Source organism: Enterobacter cloacae complex sp. Mu1197 (genome assembly GCF_040059225.1).
Classification (GTDB): domain Bacteria; phylum Pseudomonadota; class Gammaproteobacteria; order Enterobacterales; family Enterobacteriaceae; genus Enterobacter; species Enterobacter quasiroggenkampii.
Window position 1 is genome coordinate 4,165,835 of sequence record NZ_CP157375.1, and the last position, 13,207, is coordinate 4,179,041.

Sequence of the window (13,207 nt, forward strand, 5' to 3'; positions counted from 1 at the left end):
GCTGCGGGCCTGTCGCCCTCAGCTCAAAAACCGTTTAGTTTGCGATCGCGTGCCCACTCTTGCGGGGTGAACGCTTTAATCGACAGGGCGTGGATGCGGTTATCCGCAATATATTCCATCAGCGGCGCGTACACAGCCTGCTGTTTCTTCACACGGCTCATACCGTCGAACATCTCACCCACAGCAATAACCTGGAAGTGACTGCCATCGCCAGTGACGTGGGCTTCCTGAAGGGAGAGTGCATTCATCAGCACTGTCTGGATTTCATGATTTTCCATGGGTTCTTAATCATCTGATAGTGAAAACAAGCCCAACATCTTAGAGCAAAGTGGCGTCGTCTTAAACAAGCAAAAAGCCCCGACGATGAAACTGTCAGGGCTTTCGGAAGTAACGCACTGAAAATATTAACGAGGCAATACGTCCTGAGGGAGATTGTAGAGCTGCGCAAGGGTCACGACATTCTCGCTCGCGCCGCGAAGCGTGACGCTCGCCCCCTGCTTTTTCCCTACTGCAACCAGATGGGCAAGCAGCGCAACGCCTGCCGTATCCACCCGCGTGACGTCAGTTAAGTCAATGAGCGTCACGCCCTGCATGGCCTCATGGCGTTTATCCCATAAGGGGTTCAGCAGATCCTGATCCAGCTCACCGGACAGCTTTAATGTCTCGCCTTCACGCGACCAGCTGAGTTGCTGTGACATTACTTCTTCTCGTCCAGCGTGATTTTCTGACGAGCAATGGACTGCAGCTGCGCGGTCAGGCCATCAATCCCCTTGGTGCGCAGTAGGTCGCTCCACTCGTTCTGTTTGGTGGTGATCATGCTTACGCCTTCGGCAATCATGTCATACGCCTGCCAGTGGCCGGTCTGGCTGTTTTTACGCCACTGGAAATCCAGACGCACCGGCGGACGGCCGTTAGGATCGTTGATCGTTACGCGAATAGGGACGATAGTCGCATCACCCAGCGGCTGCTCCGGGGCGATCTGATAGGTCTGACCGTGGTACATCGCCAGCGCCTGACCATAAGCCTGCTTAAGGTATTCACGGAAAGCGGCAAAATAGGCCTCACGCTGCGCCGGGGTCGCGTCTTTGTAATAGCGGCCCAGCACCAGCGCTCCCGCATATTTGATCTGCACGTACGGCAGCAGCTCCTGGTCAACCACGTCACGCAGGTAATCAGGATTAGCACGAATCTTAGGCTGCTCGTTTTTAAGACGATCGAAGGTTTTCTTCGCGGCCTCGTCCATCAGTTTGTACGGGTTACTCTGATCCGCCGCGTGCACCGCGGTGAGAGGGGCGATGACCAGCATGGCAACCATTAACAGTCGTTTAAACATGAATGACTTCTCCTGATATTAATTCGCAGCACCTGGGGTCGGCGCGGCATTGGTATGGTCTTCACTCTGCGCAGGGGCATTGTCAGACTTTTTATCATCCCCTTTACTGTTGTAAAGGAACTGACCAATCATATCTTCCAGCACCATGGCGGACTTGGTGTCCTGGATCACGCTCCCGTCCTTAAGGATAGTCGTTCCCAGCTCGGGGTCTTCAAAACCGACGTTAAGCGCCAGATATTGTTCGCCCAGCAGACCGGAAGTCCGGATAGACAGGGAGCTGGTGTCCGGAATGTGGTTGTAACGCTCTTCGATATCCATCGCGACGCGCGGCAGATAGGTCTTTTCATCCAGCGTAATGTCAGATACGCGGCCGATCACCACGCCGCCAATACGGACCGGTGAACGCGCCTTCAGCCCGCCGATGTTATCGAAGGTGGCATAGATGCGGTACGTCGGCTCGGTGCGTACAGACGTGATATCTGCCGCTCTCAGGCAGATAAACAACGCGGCCAGCAGCGCCAGCAGCAGGAATACACCGACCCAAATTTCATTTTTTCTCGTTTGCATGAACTCAATTCCCAAACATCAGTGCGGTGAGCACAAAATCCAGACCCAGTACGGCCAGCGACGAATGAACGACTGTACGTGTAGTAGCGCGGCTAATGCCCGCCGACGTCGGAATCGCATCGTAACCATTAAACAATGCAATCCAGGTAACCGTAATGGCAAATACCACGCTCTTAATCAGGCAGTTAACCAGATCCATTCGCAGGTCAATGGCGTCCTGCATGGCAGACCAGAAGAAACCGGCGTCAATGCCTTTCCAGTGCACGCCAACCAGCGAACCGCCCCAGATACCCACGGCGACAAACAGTATCGTCAGCAGCGGTAAAGAGATAACCCCCGCCCAGAAACGCGGCGAGATCACGCGACGCAGCGGATCGACCGCCATCATCTCCATGCTGGAGAGCTGCTCAGTCGCGCGCATCAGGCCAATTTCAGCGGTTAAGGCTGACCCCGCGCGCCCTGCGAACAACAGCGCCGCCACAACGGGCCCCAGTTCACGCAGCAGCGAGAGCGCCACCAGCATCCCGAGGCTGGTTTCCGCACTGTAGGTTGTCAGCACCAGGTAGCCCTGCAGACCCAGCACCATCCCGATAAACAGACCGGAGACAATGATGATGAGCATCGACAGCACGCCGACATTATAAAGCTGCCGCACCAATAGCGGCGCGTGCTTACGGAATTCCGGCTTGCCGACCAGCGCGTTGAATAACATCAATCCGGCACGCCCGAACGTCCTGATGGTTTTTATGCCACGGTGTCCGAGAGCGGCCAACGCATTTAACAGCATGAGTGGCTTAACTCCCTATTCCCAGTAAATCGTCACGATAGTCGCCCGCCGGGTAGCGGAACGGCACAGGGCCATCGGCAATACCGTCAAGGAACTGCCGCACGCGTGGATCGCAATTTTCCTGCAGCGCCTGGGCGCTACCGTGTGCGACGATCTTTTTGTCCGCTACGATGTAGGCGTAATCGGCAATGCTCAGCACTTCAGGTACATCGTGAGACACTACAATGCAGGTGACGCCAAGCGCGCTATTCAGTTCAGAGATGAGCTTCACCAGCACGCCCATCGTGATGGGATCCTGCCCGACAAACGGTTCGTCGAACATGATTAAATCAGGTTCTAGTGCGATGGCGCGCGCCAGCGCGGCACGACGCGCCATCCCGCCGGACAGCTCCGAAGGCATCAGTTTCGCGGCGCCCCGCAGCCCGACGGCTTCAAGCTTCATCATCACCGTGCTTTTCAGCAGCGCAGGCGGCAGGCTGGTATGCTCGCGCAGCGGATAGGCCACGTTATCAAAGACGTTCATGTCGGTGAACAAGGCCCCCGACTGAAAGAGCATGCTCATGCGTTTGCGAACAGTATACAGACGCGAGCGTGACATCCCCGGGATGTTTTCGCCATCAAAGAGGATCTCACCGCTATCCGGTGGGATCTGCCCGCCAATAAGGCGAAGCAGGGTCGTTTTACCGATCCCGGACGGCCCCATGATGGCAGTGATCTTGCCACGCGGCACGGTCAACGAAATATCATCAAATATCAATCTGTTGGCGCGAGAAAAACTCACCCCGCGGACATCGACTAAATTAGCCATGGTTTGGCTCATTTATGGTTCCTTTCTTATCCTGCTCACGTTAAGGCATGTAGCCTGAATCAGCCCTAAACTCAGCATTTTTACAGAATAATAACCGTAGAGGTTAGCGAAAGCTGGCATTTGTTTTACTTTTCCGGCGCATAAAGTCAAAATTAGGAATTCGTTACGCCTCAGACTGTATGCAGTCCAGCCATTCCCGAGCAATGGACCGACGAGTATACCTGAAGAAAGGACTTTTGATGCTTTTAGCAACAGCACTGTTAATAATTGGTTTACTGTTGGTGGTCTACAGTGCTGACCGTTTAGTGTTTGCTGCATCTATCCTGTGTCGCCTGAGTGGCGTACCGCCTGTCGTCATCGGGATGACCGTGGTCAGCGTAGGAACGTCACTTCCTGAAATCATCGTCTCTGTCTCGGCATCGCTGCATGGCCAGGTAGACCTGGCAGTCGGCACCGCGATTGGCTCTAACATCGTCAATATTTTATTGATTTTAGGCCTGGCCGCGCTGCTCCATCCATTTCGCGTGCATTCTGATGTTCTGCGCCGTGAATTGCCGCTAATGTTACTCGTAAGCCTGCTGGCAGGGTGCGTATTTTACGATGGCGTACTGAGCTACAGCGACGGCATTTTCTTGCTGGCGCTGGCCGTTATTTGGCTGCTGTATAGTGTTAAAATCGCCCGTCAGGCTGAAAAGCAGGGTCAGGATAGCCTCACGCGTGAGCAGGTCGCCGAGCTTCCACGAGAAGGCACGCTGCCTGTTGCCCTGCTCTGGCTGGGCGTCGCGCTGATCATCATGCCGATGGCAACGCGCATGGTCGTGGATAACGCGACGGTGCTGGCGAACTATTTTGCGATCAGCGAGCTGACCATTGGCCTGACGGTGATTGCCATCGGCACCAGCCTGCCGGAGCTGGCCACCGCCATTGCGGGGGCCCGTAAAGGTGAGGATGACATTGCCATTGGTAATATCATCGGCTCTAACATTTTTAATATCGCCATTGTGATGGGCCTGCCAGCCCTGATTTCGCCAGGGCCCTTTAATCCCCTGGCGTTCTCACGTGATTACGGCGTGATGTTGCTGGTCAGCGTGATTTTTGCCCTGCTCTGCTGGCGGCGGCAACGACAGATCGGTAAAGGCGCAGGCGCGCTGCTGACGGGTGGATTTATCGTATGGATGGCGATGCTGTACTGGCTCTCGCCTCTTCTCTCTGGGTAAACGGAAACGCATTATGTCGCAAATAGAATTGCAGCCGGGTTTTGACTTTCAGAAAGCAGGCAAAGACGTTCTGGAGATTGAACGTGAAGGTCTGGCGCAGTTAGATCAGTACATAAATCAGGATTTTAGTCTGGCATGTGAGAAGATATTCTACTGTGCCGGCAAAGTCGTGGTGATGGGGATGGGCAAGTCCGGCCACATTGGACGCAAAATGGCGGCAACCTTTGCCAGTACCGGCACCTCGTCCTTCTTTGTCCACCCGGGGGAAGCCGCACACGGGGACCTGGGTATGGTCACGCCGCAGGATATCGTCATCGCGCTCTCCAACTCCGGTGAGTCCAATGAAATCCTGGCGCTGATCCCGGTACTGAAGCGACTGCAGGTCCCGCTGATTTGCATGACCAGCCGTCCGGAAAGCAGCATGGCGCGCGCAGCCGATATTCACCTGTGCGTGAAGGTTCCCAAAGAGGCCTGTCCGCTCGGCCTGGCGCCGACCTCCAGCACCACCGCGGCACTGGTTATGGGCGATGCGCTTGCCGTGGCGCTGCTTGAAGCCCGTGGCTTTACGCCGGAAGATTTCGCGCTGTCCCACCCGGGCGGCGCGCTGGGGCGCAAGCTCCTGCTGCGGGTAAACGATATTATGCACACCGGGGATGAGATCCCTCACGTCAGTAAAGAAGCCTCCCTGCGTGATGCGCTGCTGGAAATCACCCGCAAGAATCTGGGGATGACGGTCGTGTGCGACGATCTGATGAAAATTCAGGGGATCTTCACCGATGGCGACCTGCGTCGCGTGTTCGACATGGGTGTCGATGTCCGCACGCTCGGTATTGCCGATGTAATGACGCCCGGCGGCATCCGCGTCCGTCCGGGTACGCTGGCCGTGGACGTGCTGAACCTGATGCAGTCCCGCCATATCACCTCCGTTATGGTTGCCGATGGCGACCAGTTGCTGGGTGTGGTACATATGCATGATCTGCTGCGCGCAGGCGTAGTGTAATGAAGGATAAGACAATGAGTAATGCGGGTGCATCCCTTGCAACCTGTTATGGGCCGGTCAGTACACAGATGATGGCAAAGGCGAAAAACATTCGTCTGCTGATCCTGGATGTGGATGGGGTCCTCTCCGATGGCCTGATTTACATGGGCAATAATGGTGAAGAGCTGAAGGCGTTTAACGTTCGCGATGGCTACGGTATCCGCTGTGCGCTCACCTCGGGGATTGAGGTGGCGATCATCACCGGGCGAAACGCTAAACTGGTAGAAGACCGCTGTGAAACCTTAGGTATTACCCATCTGTATCAGGGCCAGTCCGATAAGATGGCGGCGTTCAATGATTTACTGGGTAAACTGGCTATCGCGCCGGAAAACGTGGCCTACGTCGGGGACGACCTGATTGACTGGCCGGTGATGGCTGAAGTTGGGCTGAGCATCGCCGTTGCCGATGCGCATCCGCTGCTGATCCCGCGCGCCGACTACGTTACCCACATCAACGGTGGCCGCGGCGCTGTCCGTGAAGTCTGCGATCTGCTTCTGCTGGCGCAGGGCAAGCTTGATGAGGCCAAAGGGCAATCGATATGAGTAAAACCAGACGTTGGATTATCATTTTGCTTTCGCTTGTCGCACTGGTATTGATTGGCGTGAACCTTGCCGATCGCGACGATACGCAAACGGAAGTGATCAACAATAACGATCCAACCTATAAAAGCGATCACAGCGACACCGTGGTCTACAGCCCGGAAGGCGCGCTGAACTATCGCCTGATTGCCCAGCATGTTGAATATTTTTCAGATGACGGTATTTCGTGGTTTACCCAGCCTGTCATGACCACCTTTGATAAGGACAAAGTGCCGACGTGGTCAATTAAGTCAGATCGGGCAAAACTGACAAATGACCGTATGCTTTATCTGTATGGTCACGTTGAAGTCAACGCCCTGACCGCCGACTCGCAACTGCGAAAAATTACGACGGATAATGCCCAGATCAACCTGGTAACCCAGGACGTGACGTCGCAGGATCTGGTCACACTGTATGGCACAACATTTAATTCCAGCGGTTTGAGAATGCGCGGGAACTTACGCAGCAAGAACGCCGAGCTGATTGAAAAGGTTAGAACCTCCTATGAAATTCAAAACAAACAAACTCAGCCTTAAAGTAATTATCGCCAGCGCGATGCTGGCGACCAGTCTCCCCGCGCTTGCTGTAACGGGCGATACCGACCAGCCGATTCATATCGAGTCCGACACCCAGTCTCTCGATATGCAGGGTAACGTCGTCACCTTCACGGGTAACGTCGTCATGACCCAGGGCACCATCAAAATCAACGCCGACAAAGTGGTCGTGACCCGTCCGGGTGGTGAGCAGGGCAAAGAGATTATCGATGGCTATGGTAATCCGGCGACCTTCTACCAGATGCAGGACAACGGCAAGCCGGTGAAAGGCCGCGCCACGCACATGCACTATGAGCTGGCGAAGGACCTGGTCATCCTGACCGGCAATGCCTATCTGGAACAGCTGGACAGCAACATTACCGGCGACCAGATTACCTATCTGGTTAAAGAGCAAAAAATGCAGGCCTCCAGCGAGAAAGGCAAACGCGTCACCACCGTTCTGGTTCCGTCGCAGTTGCAGGATAAAGGCAAGGGCCAGGCCCCGGCACAGAAGAAGAGTAACTAATTCGTTATGGCAACATTAACTGCAAAAAATCTCGCGAAGGCCTATAAGGGCCGCCGTGTCGTAGAAGATGTCAGTCTGACCGTTAACTCCGGCGAAATCGTGGGGCTGCTTGGCCCGAACGGTGCGGGTAAAACGACAACCTTCTACATGGTCGTGGGTATTGTGCCGCGCGATGCCGGCAACATTATCATTGACGATGAAGACATCAGCCTTCTGCCGCTCCACGCGCGCGCGCGTCGCGGGATCGGCTATCTGCCGCAGGAAGCCTCCATTTTCCGTCGTCTCAGCGTTTACGACAACCTGATGGCGGTCCTGCAAATTCGTAACGATCTGACCAACGAACAGCGTCAGGATCGTGCCAACGAGCTGATGGAAGAGTTCCACATCGAGCATCTGCGCGACAGCCTCGGTCAGGCACTCTCCGGGGGCGAACGCCGTCGTGTTGAGATTGCGCGTGCGCTGGCCGCAAACCCGAAATTTATCCTGCTGGATGAACCGTTTGCGGGCGTTGACCCGATCTCCGTTATCGACATCAAACGTATCATTGAACACCTGCGCGACAGCGGGCTTGGCGTACTGATCACCGACCACAACGTGCGTGAAACGCTGGCCGTGTGTGAACGCGCCTATATTGTGAGCCAGGGCAATCTGATCGCCCACGGTACCCCGCAGCAGATCCTCGAAGACGATCATGTTAAGCGCGTCTATCTTGGGGAAGACTTCAGACTCTGATAGGGTAGAGGTAACGTAACGCCGAACCGGAGAAAAATGCTCTGAACATGAAGCAAGGTTTGCAATTAAGGCTCAGCCAACAACTGGCGATGACGCCGCAGCTACAGCAGGCAATTCGCCTGTTGCAACTGTCCACGTTAGAACTTCAGCAGGAGCTCCAGCAGGCGCTGGACAGCAACCCCCTGCTGGAACAAACCGATCTTCATGACGAGGTAGATACCCAGCAATCGCAGGATACAGAAGCGCTCGATACCGCAGATGCACTCGAACAAAAAGAGATGCCCGACGAGCTTCCGCTGGATGCCAGCTGGGATGAAATCTACACCGCCGGCACCCCTTCCGGTACGCGTGCAGACTACCAGGATGATGAGCTACCGGTCTATCAGGGAGAAACCACCCAGTCGCTGCAGGATTACCTGATGTGGCAGGTGGAACTCACCCCCTTCTCCGACACCGACCGCGCGATTGCCACGTCAATTGTCGATGCCGTTGACGACACCGGCTATTTGACCGTCACGCTGGACGATATTCTGGAAAGCATGGGCGACGACGAGATTGAGCTTGAGGAAGTTGAAGCCGTTCTGAAGCGCATCCAGCGTTTCGATCCGGTAGGCGTAGCCGCAAAAGATCTGCGCGACTGCCTGCTGATCCAGCTGTCTCAGTTCAGCAAAGAGACGCCATGGCTCGACGAGGCGCGCCTAATCATCAGCGATCATCTTGATCTGCTGGCGAACCACGATTTCCGCACCCTGATGCGCGTCACGCGCCTGAAAGAAGAGGTGCTGAAAGAAGCGGTGAATCTGATCCAGTCGCTCGATCCGCGCCCCGGTCAGTCGATCCAGACCAGCGAACCCGAGTACGTGATCCCGGATGTGCTGGTCAGAAAAAATAACGGCCGCTGGGTCGTTGAACTGAACTCTGACAGTATCCCTCGCCTGCAAATCAACCAGCAGTATGCCTCCATGTGCACCAGCGTGCGTAACGACTCCGACAATCAATATATTCGTAGCAATTTGCAGGAAGCGCGATGGCTGATCAAAAGTCTGGAGAGCCGAAATGATACGCTGCTACGCGTCAGCCGCTGCATTGTGGAACAGCAGCAGGCGTTCTTTGAGCAGGGTGAAGAGTATATGAAACCGATGGTGCTGGCGGATATCGCCCAGGCCGTCGAGATGCATGAATCAACCATTTCCCGTGTCACCACGCAGAAGTATCTGCACAGTCCACGCGGTATTTTTGAGCTTAAGTATTTCTTCTCCAGCCATGTGAATACCGAGGGCGGCGGCGAAGCGTCGTCCACGGCCATCCGTGCCCTGGTGAAGAAGTTGATCGCCGCGGAGAACCCCGCGAAGCCGCTAAGCGACAGTAAGTTAACCACCATGCTGTCCGATCAGGGTATTATGGTGGCACGTCGTACTGTTGCGAAGTATCGAGAGTCTTTATCCATTCCGCCGTCCAACCAGCGTAAACAGCTGGTCTGACACAACCGATAAGGAAGACACTATGCAGCTCAACATCACTGGACAAAACGTCGAAATTACTGAGGCTTTACGCGACTTTGTGAACACGAAGTTTGCAAAACTCGAGCAGTATTTCGAAAGGATCAATCAGGTCTATATTGTGTTGAAAGTGGAGAAAGTGACTCATATCTCGGATGCCACCCTGCATGTTAACGGGGGTGAACTGCATGCCAGTGCGGAAGGGCAAGACATGTACGCTGCTATCGACGGCTTGATTGATAAGCTTGCGCGACAGCTCAATAAACATAAAGATAAACTGAAACAACACTAATTGTCCGGGCAGTTAACGGGTGCAGGACGGCCTGTTGTGAAACACAACAGGCCATTTGTACAGTTAGCGCTTAGGTGAAATTATGATGAACAACGATTCCGCTCTTCAACTGAGCAATGTCCTTAACCAGGAATGTACCCGCAGTGCGGTTCACTGCCAGAGCAAAAAACGTGCGCTGGAGATCATCAGTGAACTGGCCGCAAAACAGCTGGGCCTGCCGCCGCAGGTGGTGTTCGAAGCGATTCTGACCCGTGAAAAGATGGGCAGTACCGGTATCGGCAACGGCATCGCGATCCCGCATGGCAAACTGGAAGAGGATACCCTGCGTGCCGTCGGTGTGTTTGTGCAGCTTGAAACACCGATCGCCTTCGATGCCATTGATAACCAGCCCGTCGATCTCCTCTTCGCGCTGCTGGTGCCTGCTGACCAGACGAAAACCCATCTGCATACGCTGTCGCTGGTCGCCAAGCGTCTGGCTGACAAAACCATTTGCCGTCGACTGCGCTCGGCTCAAAGTGATGAAGAGCTCTATCAAATTATCACTGAAGCAGAAGGCAATCAGGATGATGCATAACCAGGAGATGGCCTTCACATCTGTTGTCCTGAGGAGAAACGGAACATGGTGCTGATGATTGTCAGTGGCCGTTCAGGGTCGGGGAAATCCGTTGCTCTGCGCGCGCTGGAAGACATGGGTTTTTACTGCGTCGATAACCTGCCGGTCGTGTTGTTGCCCGAACTGGCCCGTACGCTGGCGGAGAGGCAAACCTCGGCCGCCGTCAGTATCGACGTTCGTAACATGCCTGAATCGCCAGAGATCTTCGAACAGGCCATGAGTAACCTGCCCGACGCATTCTCGCCGCAGCTGCTGTTCCTTGATGCAGACCGTAATACCCTGATCCGCCGCTACAGCGATACCCGTCGTTTGCACCCGCTTTCCAGTAAGAACCTCTCTCTGGAAAGTGCTATCGATGAAGAGAGCGATCTGCTGGAGCCGCTGCGTTCTCGTGCCGACCTGATTGTCGACACCTCTGAGATGTCCGTTCACGAGCTGGCAGAAATGCTGCGTACCCGGTTGTTGGGTAAACGCGAGCGCGAACTGACGATGGTGTTCGAATCCTTTGGCTTCAAGCACGGTATCCCGATCGATGCGGATTATGTTTTCGACGTGCGCTTCCTGCCGAACCCGCACTGGGATCCGAAACTGCGTCCCATGACCGGTCTGGATAAACCCGTTGCGGCCTTCCTCGACAGGCACACAGAAGTTCACAATTTTATCTACCAGACGCGAAGCTACCTTGAGCTATGGTTACCTATGCTGGAGACAAACAATCGTAGCTACCTGACGGTAGCGATTGGCTGTACCGGCGGTAAACATCGTTCGGTTTATATCGCCGAACAGCTGGCCGACTATTTCCGCTCGCGCGGGAAGAACGTTCAGTCCCGTCATCGCACGCTGGAAAAACGTAAAACATGACCGTAAAACAGACCGTTGAGATCACCAATAAGCTGGGCATGCATGCGCGCCCGGCGATGAAGCTGTTTGAGCTGATGCAGGGTTTCGATGCAGAAGTTCTGCTGCGGAATGACGAAGGTACCGAAGCGGAAGCGAACAGCGTGATCGCGCTGCTGATGCTGGATTCCGCCAAAGGGCGTCAGATTGAAGTCGAAGCCACCGGCCCTCAGGAAGAGGAAGCGCTGGCGGCGGTGATTGCGCTGTTTAACGCCGGGTTTGACGAAGATTAAGGTCTTTGCCCTTCAGGCGGGTGGCGCTGCGCTTACCCGCCCTACATAAGTTTGTTGCTCTCCATAAACCCTTCTCCTCCCAACTGACGCATCTGGCGCATGATCCACGCCTGACGGCTACGCACGTAGCCTGATGGGGCACTGGCTTTAAAACGGATGGGATTAGGCAGAACAGCCGCGAGCAGCGCCGCCTCCGACATGCTCAGCTTGCTGGCGGGTTTATTAAAATAGCGTTGTGATGCAGCTTCGACACCAAATACCCCGTCGCCAAACTCGGCAACGTTGAGATACACGGTCAGAATGCGCTTTTTGCTCCAGACCGTTTCCATGCCCAGGGTTAATCCTGCTTCCAGCCCCTTTCGCACCCAGCTGCGGCCGTCCCACAGAAACAGATTTTTGGCCGTCTGCTGCGACAACGTTGACGCGCCACGCACGCGGTTTTCATGACGTTCGTTATGCGCCAGTGCCTTCTCAATCGCGGCCACATCGAATCCCCAGTGCTCCGGGAATTTCTGGTCCTCCGCTGCGATGACCGCCAGCCCCATGAACGGCGAGATCTCGTCCATGCTTACCCAGTCAGAATGGGCAACATAGCCGAAATCACCGCTGAGCCACGCACCGAGTTGACGCTCAACCATCACGGCGGAGAACGGGACCGGCATAATGCTGAACAGGGCGAGTCCACCGCCCCAAAACACCGCCAGCACCAGAACGATGCGCAATAAAGTACGTTTTACCCACGCACCTGCGCCGGATTGACGACTCATTCAGCCAGCACCAGCACGCGGGCGACCAGCTTTTCGATTCCCGTGGCCGCTTCTGCAATATTCTGCGCCAGCATATAGGCCGGCGTGGTGACAATTTTATTATCTTCATCAACCACAATGTCATCCACCGGGCACGGAACGTGTTCGCCACCCATTTCCTCGACGATCTCCGCAGTATCAATATCCGTCCCGATGGTCAGGCGCAGCGGGAAATCAAAAATCTTAGGCAACATCGCCGGTGCGATACAGATAAAGCCCAGCGGTTTCCCTGCCGCATGCATAGCCTGCGACAGCGCTTTGAGATGAGGATCGATCTGACACTCCGCGCCCTGCGCAGCAAAGGTACTGAGATTTTTGGCCGCGCCAAATCCACCCGGGACAATGAGCGCATCAAGCTCTGCGGCGTCTGCCTGAATAAGAGGATGGATGTCACCTCGCGCAATACGTGCGGCTTCAATCAGCACGTTACGGGTTTCCGCCATTGGTTCACCGGTCAGATGGTTAATCACATCCGCCTGATTTTTGTCTGGCGCAAAACAAATCACCTCTGCTCCCTGCTTAGCCAGGGCCAGCAGCGTAATGACGGCTTCGTGTATCTCAGAACCATCGTAAACACCACATCCGCTGAGCACGACACCAATCTTTTTCATCATGACAATCCTTTTCTGCAACTTGCTGAAGCACATTAATAATTTTGATTAAAACGCTATGCTTCACACATTTCACTGATTCATGTAACAAACCATTTAAGATTTGCTATCTTATCTGCGTGCGGCCTAAATTTTT

Annotated in this window: 19 protein-coding genes; 11 read left to right on the forward strand and 8 right to left on the reverse strand. The window is 54.8% G+C overall.

All coding sequences use genetic code 11. From position 1 onward, the window contains the following. Positions 1 to 23: 23 nt before the first annotated feature. The 6 genes from ibaG to mlaF all read right to left on the reverse strand — a co-directional run bounded on the left by ibaG (position 24) and on the right by mlaF (position 3,507). Entirely contained in the window at positions 24 to 278 is a 255-nt protein-coding gene (gene ibaG, locus ABFV38_RS19585; protein ID WP_008501458.1) for a BolA family iron metabolism protein IbaG, read from the reverse strand. Between the two features lie 126 nt (positions 279 to 404). After that, complete coding sequence (gene mlaB, locus ABFV38_RS19590; protein WP_048028841.1) at positions 405 to 698, reverse strand: lipid asymmetry maintenance protein MlaB; 294 nt, start codon at positions 696 to 698, stop codon at positions 405 to 407. Next, complete coding sequence (gene mlaC / locus ABFV38_RS19595; RefSeq protein ID WP_045910107.1) at positions 698 to 1,333, reverse strand: phospholipid-binding protein MlaC; 636 nt, start codon at positions 1,331 to 1,333, stop codon at positions 698 to 700. The genes mlaB and mlaC overlap by 1 nt, the downstream gene beginning before the upstream one ends. An 18-nt stretch (positions 1,334 to 1,351) precedes the next feature. After that, positions 1,352 to 1,900: an outer membrane lipid asymmetry maintenance protein MlaD gene (mlaD, locus tag ABFV38_RS19600; RefSeq protein ID WP_008501455.1), complete on the reverse strand. Its 549-nt coding sequence runs from the start codon at positions 1,898 to 1,900 to the stop codon at positions 1,352 to 1,354. Positions 1,901 to 1,904: 4 nt separating this feature from the next. Continuing rightward, entirely contained in the window at positions 1,905 to 2,687 is a 783-nt protein-coding gene (gene mlaE / locus ABFV38_RS19605; protein WP_010436044.1) for a lipid asymmetry maintenance ABC transporter permease subunit MlaE, read from the reverse strand. A gap of 7 nt (positions 2,688 to 2,694) precedes the next feature. Beyond that, positions 2,695 to 3,507, reverse strand: coding sequence for a phospholipid ABC transporter ATP-binding protein MlaF (gene mlaF, locus ABFV38_RS19610; protein ID WP_348957874.1), 813 nt, complete (start codon positions 3,505 to 3,507; stop codon positions 2,695 to 2,697). 227 nt (positions 3,508 to 3,734) lie between these two features. Between mlaF and ABFV38_RS19615 the strand changes: the two genes are divergently transcribed. The 11 genes from ABFV38_RS19615 (at position 3,735) to npr (ending at position 11,654) form a co-directional block, all read left to right on the forward strand. Further along, on the forward strand, positions 3,735 to 4,712 hold the full coding sequence (locus ABFV38_RS19615; RefSeq protein WP_045334591.1) for a calcium/sodium antiporter: 978 nt from the start codon (positions 3,735 to 3,737) through the stop codon (positions 4,710 to 4,712). 13 nt (positions 4,713 to 4,725) lie between these two features. Beyond that, a complete protein-coding gene (gene kdsD, locus ABFV38_RS19620; RefSeq protein ID WP_008501450.1) occupies positions 4,726 to 5,712 on the forward strand; it encodes an arabinose-5-phosphate isomerase KdsD in 987 nt (328 codons plus the stop codon). Positions 5,713 to 5,726: 14 nt separating this feature from the next. Next, positions 5,727 to 6,293, forward strand: a complete 567-nt coding sequence (gene kdsC, locus ABFV38_RS19625; RefSeq protein WP_048225116.1) for a 3-deoxy-manno-octulosonate-8-phosphatase KdsC — start codon at positions 5,727 to 5,729, stop codon at positions 6,291 to 6,293. Continuing rightward, positions 6,290 to 6,865, forward strand: coding sequence for an LPS export ABC transporter periplasmic protein LptC (lptC, locus tag ABFV38_RS19630; RefSeq protein ID WP_024906353.1), 576 nt, complete (start codon positions 6,290 to 6,292; stop codon positions 6,863 to 6,865). Before kdsC ends, lptC begins: the two co-directional genes overlap by 4 nt. Next, complete coding sequence (lptA, locus tag ABFV38_RS19635; RefSeq protein ID WP_020883526.1) at positions 6,834 to 7,388, forward strand: lipopolysaccharide ABC transporter substrate-binding protein LptA; 555 nt, start codon at positions 6,834 to 6,836, stop codon at positions 7,386 to 7,388. Before lptC ends, lptA begins: the two co-directional genes overlap by 32 nt. Before the next feature lie 6 nt (positions 7,389 to 7,394). Continuing rightward, positions 7,395 to 8,120: an LPS export ABC transporter ATP-binding protein gene (gene lptB / locus ABFV38_RS19640; protein ID WP_008501446.1), complete on the forward strand. Its 726-nt coding sequence runs from the start codon at positions 7,395 to 7,397 to the stop codon at positions 8,118 to 8,120. Between the two features lie 47 nt (positions 8,121 to 8,167). After that, on the forward strand, positions 8,168 to 9,601 hold the full coding sequence (gene rpoN / locus ABFV38_RS19645; protein WP_048225120.1) for an RNA polymerase factor sigma-54: 1,434 nt from the start codon (positions 8,168 to 8,170) through the stop codon (positions 9,599 to 9,601). Between the two features lie 22 nt (positions 9,602 to 9,623). Next, entirely contained in the window at positions 9,624 to 9,911 is a 288-nt protein-coding gene (hpf, locus tag ABFV38_RS19650) for a ribosome hibernation promoting factor (protein WP_013098943.1), read from the forward strand. Between the two features lie 82 nt (positions 9,912 to 9,993). Next, positions 9,994 to 10,485 (forward strand): PTS IIA-like nitrogen regulatory protein PtsN, encoded by a 492-nt coding sequence (gene ptsN / locus ABFV38_RS19655; RefSeq protein WP_008501443.1) that lies wholly within the window; start codon positions 9,994 to 9,996, stop codon positions 10,483 to 10,485. 45 nt (positions 10,486 to 10,530) lie between these two features. Then, entirely contained in the window at positions 10,531 to 11,385 is an 855-nt protein-coding gene (gene rapZ, locus ABFV38_RS19660; RefSeq protein WP_045910110.1) for an RNase adapter RapZ, read from the forward strand. Continuing rightward, a complete protein-coding gene (npr, locus tag ABFV38_RS19665; RefSeq protein ID WP_003861872.1) occupies positions 11,382 to 11,654 on the forward strand; it encodes a PTS phosphocarrier protein NPr in 273 nt (90 codons plus the stop codon). The genes rapZ and npr overlap by 4 nt, the downstream gene beginning before the upstream one ends. Positions 11,655 to 11,695: 41 nt before the next feature. On the opposite strand, the gene mtgA is transcribed toward npr, so the two are convergent. Together mtgA and elbB are read right to left on the reverse strand one after the other, a co-directional pair. Then, positions 11,696 to 12,421: a monofunctional biosynthetic peptidoglycan transglycosylase gene (gene mtgA, locus ABFV38_RS19670; protein WP_063622540.1), complete on the reverse strand. Its 726-nt coding sequence runs from the start codon at positions 12,419 to 12,421 to the stop codon at positions 11,696 to 11,698. Beyond that, a complete protein-coding gene (elbB, locus tag ABFV38_RS19675) occupies positions 12,418 to 13,071 on the reverse strand; it encodes an isoprenoid biosynthesis glyoxalase ElbB (RefSeq protein WP_048029292.1) in 654 nt (217 codons plus the stop codon). Before elbB ends, mtgA begins: the two co-directional genes overlap by 4 nt. Positions 13,072 to 13,207 lie beyond the last annotated feature (136 nt).

What these genes read in the sequence shown, in the direction of transcription:
- ibaG (WP_008501458.1), bottom strand. Translation starts at nt 278, where the DNA reads ATGGAAAATCATGAAATCCAGACAGTGCTGATGAATGCACTCTCCCTT.
- mlaB (WP_048028841.1), bottom strand. Translation starts at nt 698, where the DNA reads ATGTCACAGCAACTCAGCTGGTCGCGTGAAGGCGAGACATTAAAGCTG.
- mlaC (WP_045910107.1), bottom strand. Translation starts at nt 1,333, where the DNA reads ATGTTTAAACGACTGTTAATGGTTGCCATGCTGGTCATCGCCCCTCTC.
- mlaD (WP_008501455.1), bottom strand. Translation starts at nt 1,900, where the DNA reads ATGCAAACGAGAAAAAATGAAATTTGGGTCGGTGTATTCCTGCTGCTG.
- mlaE (WP_010436044.1), bottom strand. Translation starts at nt 2,687, where the DNA reads ATGCTGTTAAATGCGTTGGCCGCTCTCGGACACCGTGGCATAAAAACC.
- mlaF (WP_348957874.1), bottom strand. Translation starts at nt 3,507, where the DNA reads ATGAGCCAAACCATGGCTAATTTAGTCGATGTCCGCGGGGTGAGTTTT.
- ABFV38_RS19615 (WP_045334591.1), top strand. Translation starts at nt 3,735, where the DNA reads ATGCTTTTAGCAACAGCACTGTTAATAATTGGTTTACTGTTGGTGGTC.
- kdsD (WP_008501450.1), top strand. Translation starts at nt 4,726, where the DNA reads ATGTCGCAAATAGAATTGCAGCCGGGTTTTGACTTTCAGAAAGCAGGC.
- kdsC (WP_048225116.1), top strand. Translation starts at nt 5,727, where the DNA reads ATGAGTAATGCGGGTGCATCCCTTGCAACCTGTTATGGGCCGGTCAGT.
- lptC (WP_024906353.1), top strand. Translation starts at nt 6,290, where the DNA reads ATGAGTAAAACCAGACGTTGGATTATCATTTTGCTTTCGCTTGTCGCA.
- lptA (WP_020883526.1), top strand. Translation starts at nt 6,834, where the DNA reads ATGAAATTCAAAACAAACAAACTCAGCCTTAAAGTAATTATCGCCAGC.
- lptB (WP_008501446.1), top strand. Translation starts at nt 7,395, where the DNA reads ATGGCAACATTAACTGCAAAAAATCTCGCGAAGGCCTATAAGGGCCGC.
- rpoN (WP_048225120.1), top strand. Translation starts at nt 8,168, where the DNA reads ATGAAGCAAGGTTTGCAATTAAGGCTCAGCCAACAACTGGCGATGACG.
- hpf (WP_013098943.1), top strand. Translation starts at nt 9,624, where the DNA reads ATGCAGCTCAACATCACTGGACAAAACGTCGAAATTACTGAGGCTTTA.
- ptsN (WP_008501443.1), top strand. Translation starts at nt 9,994, where the DNA reads ATGATGAACAACGATTCCGCTCTTCAACTGAGCAATGTCCTTAACCAG.
- rapZ (WP_045910110.1), top strand. Translation starts at nt 10,531, where the DNA reads ATGGTGCTGATGATTGTCAGTGGCCGTTCAGGGTCGGGGAAATCCGTT.
- npr (WP_003861872.1), top strand. Translation starts at nt 11,382, where the DNA reads ATGACCGTAAAACAGACCGTTGAGATCACCAATAAGCTGGGCATGCAT.
- mtgA (WP_063622540.1), bottom strand. Translation starts at nt 12,421, where the DNA reads ATGAGTCGTCAATCCGGCGCAGGTGCGTGGGTAAAACGTACTTTATTG.
- elbB (WP_048029292.1), bottom strand. Translation starts at nt 13,071, where the DNA reads ATGAAAAAGATTGGTGTCGTGCTCAGCGGATGTGGTGTTTACGATGGT.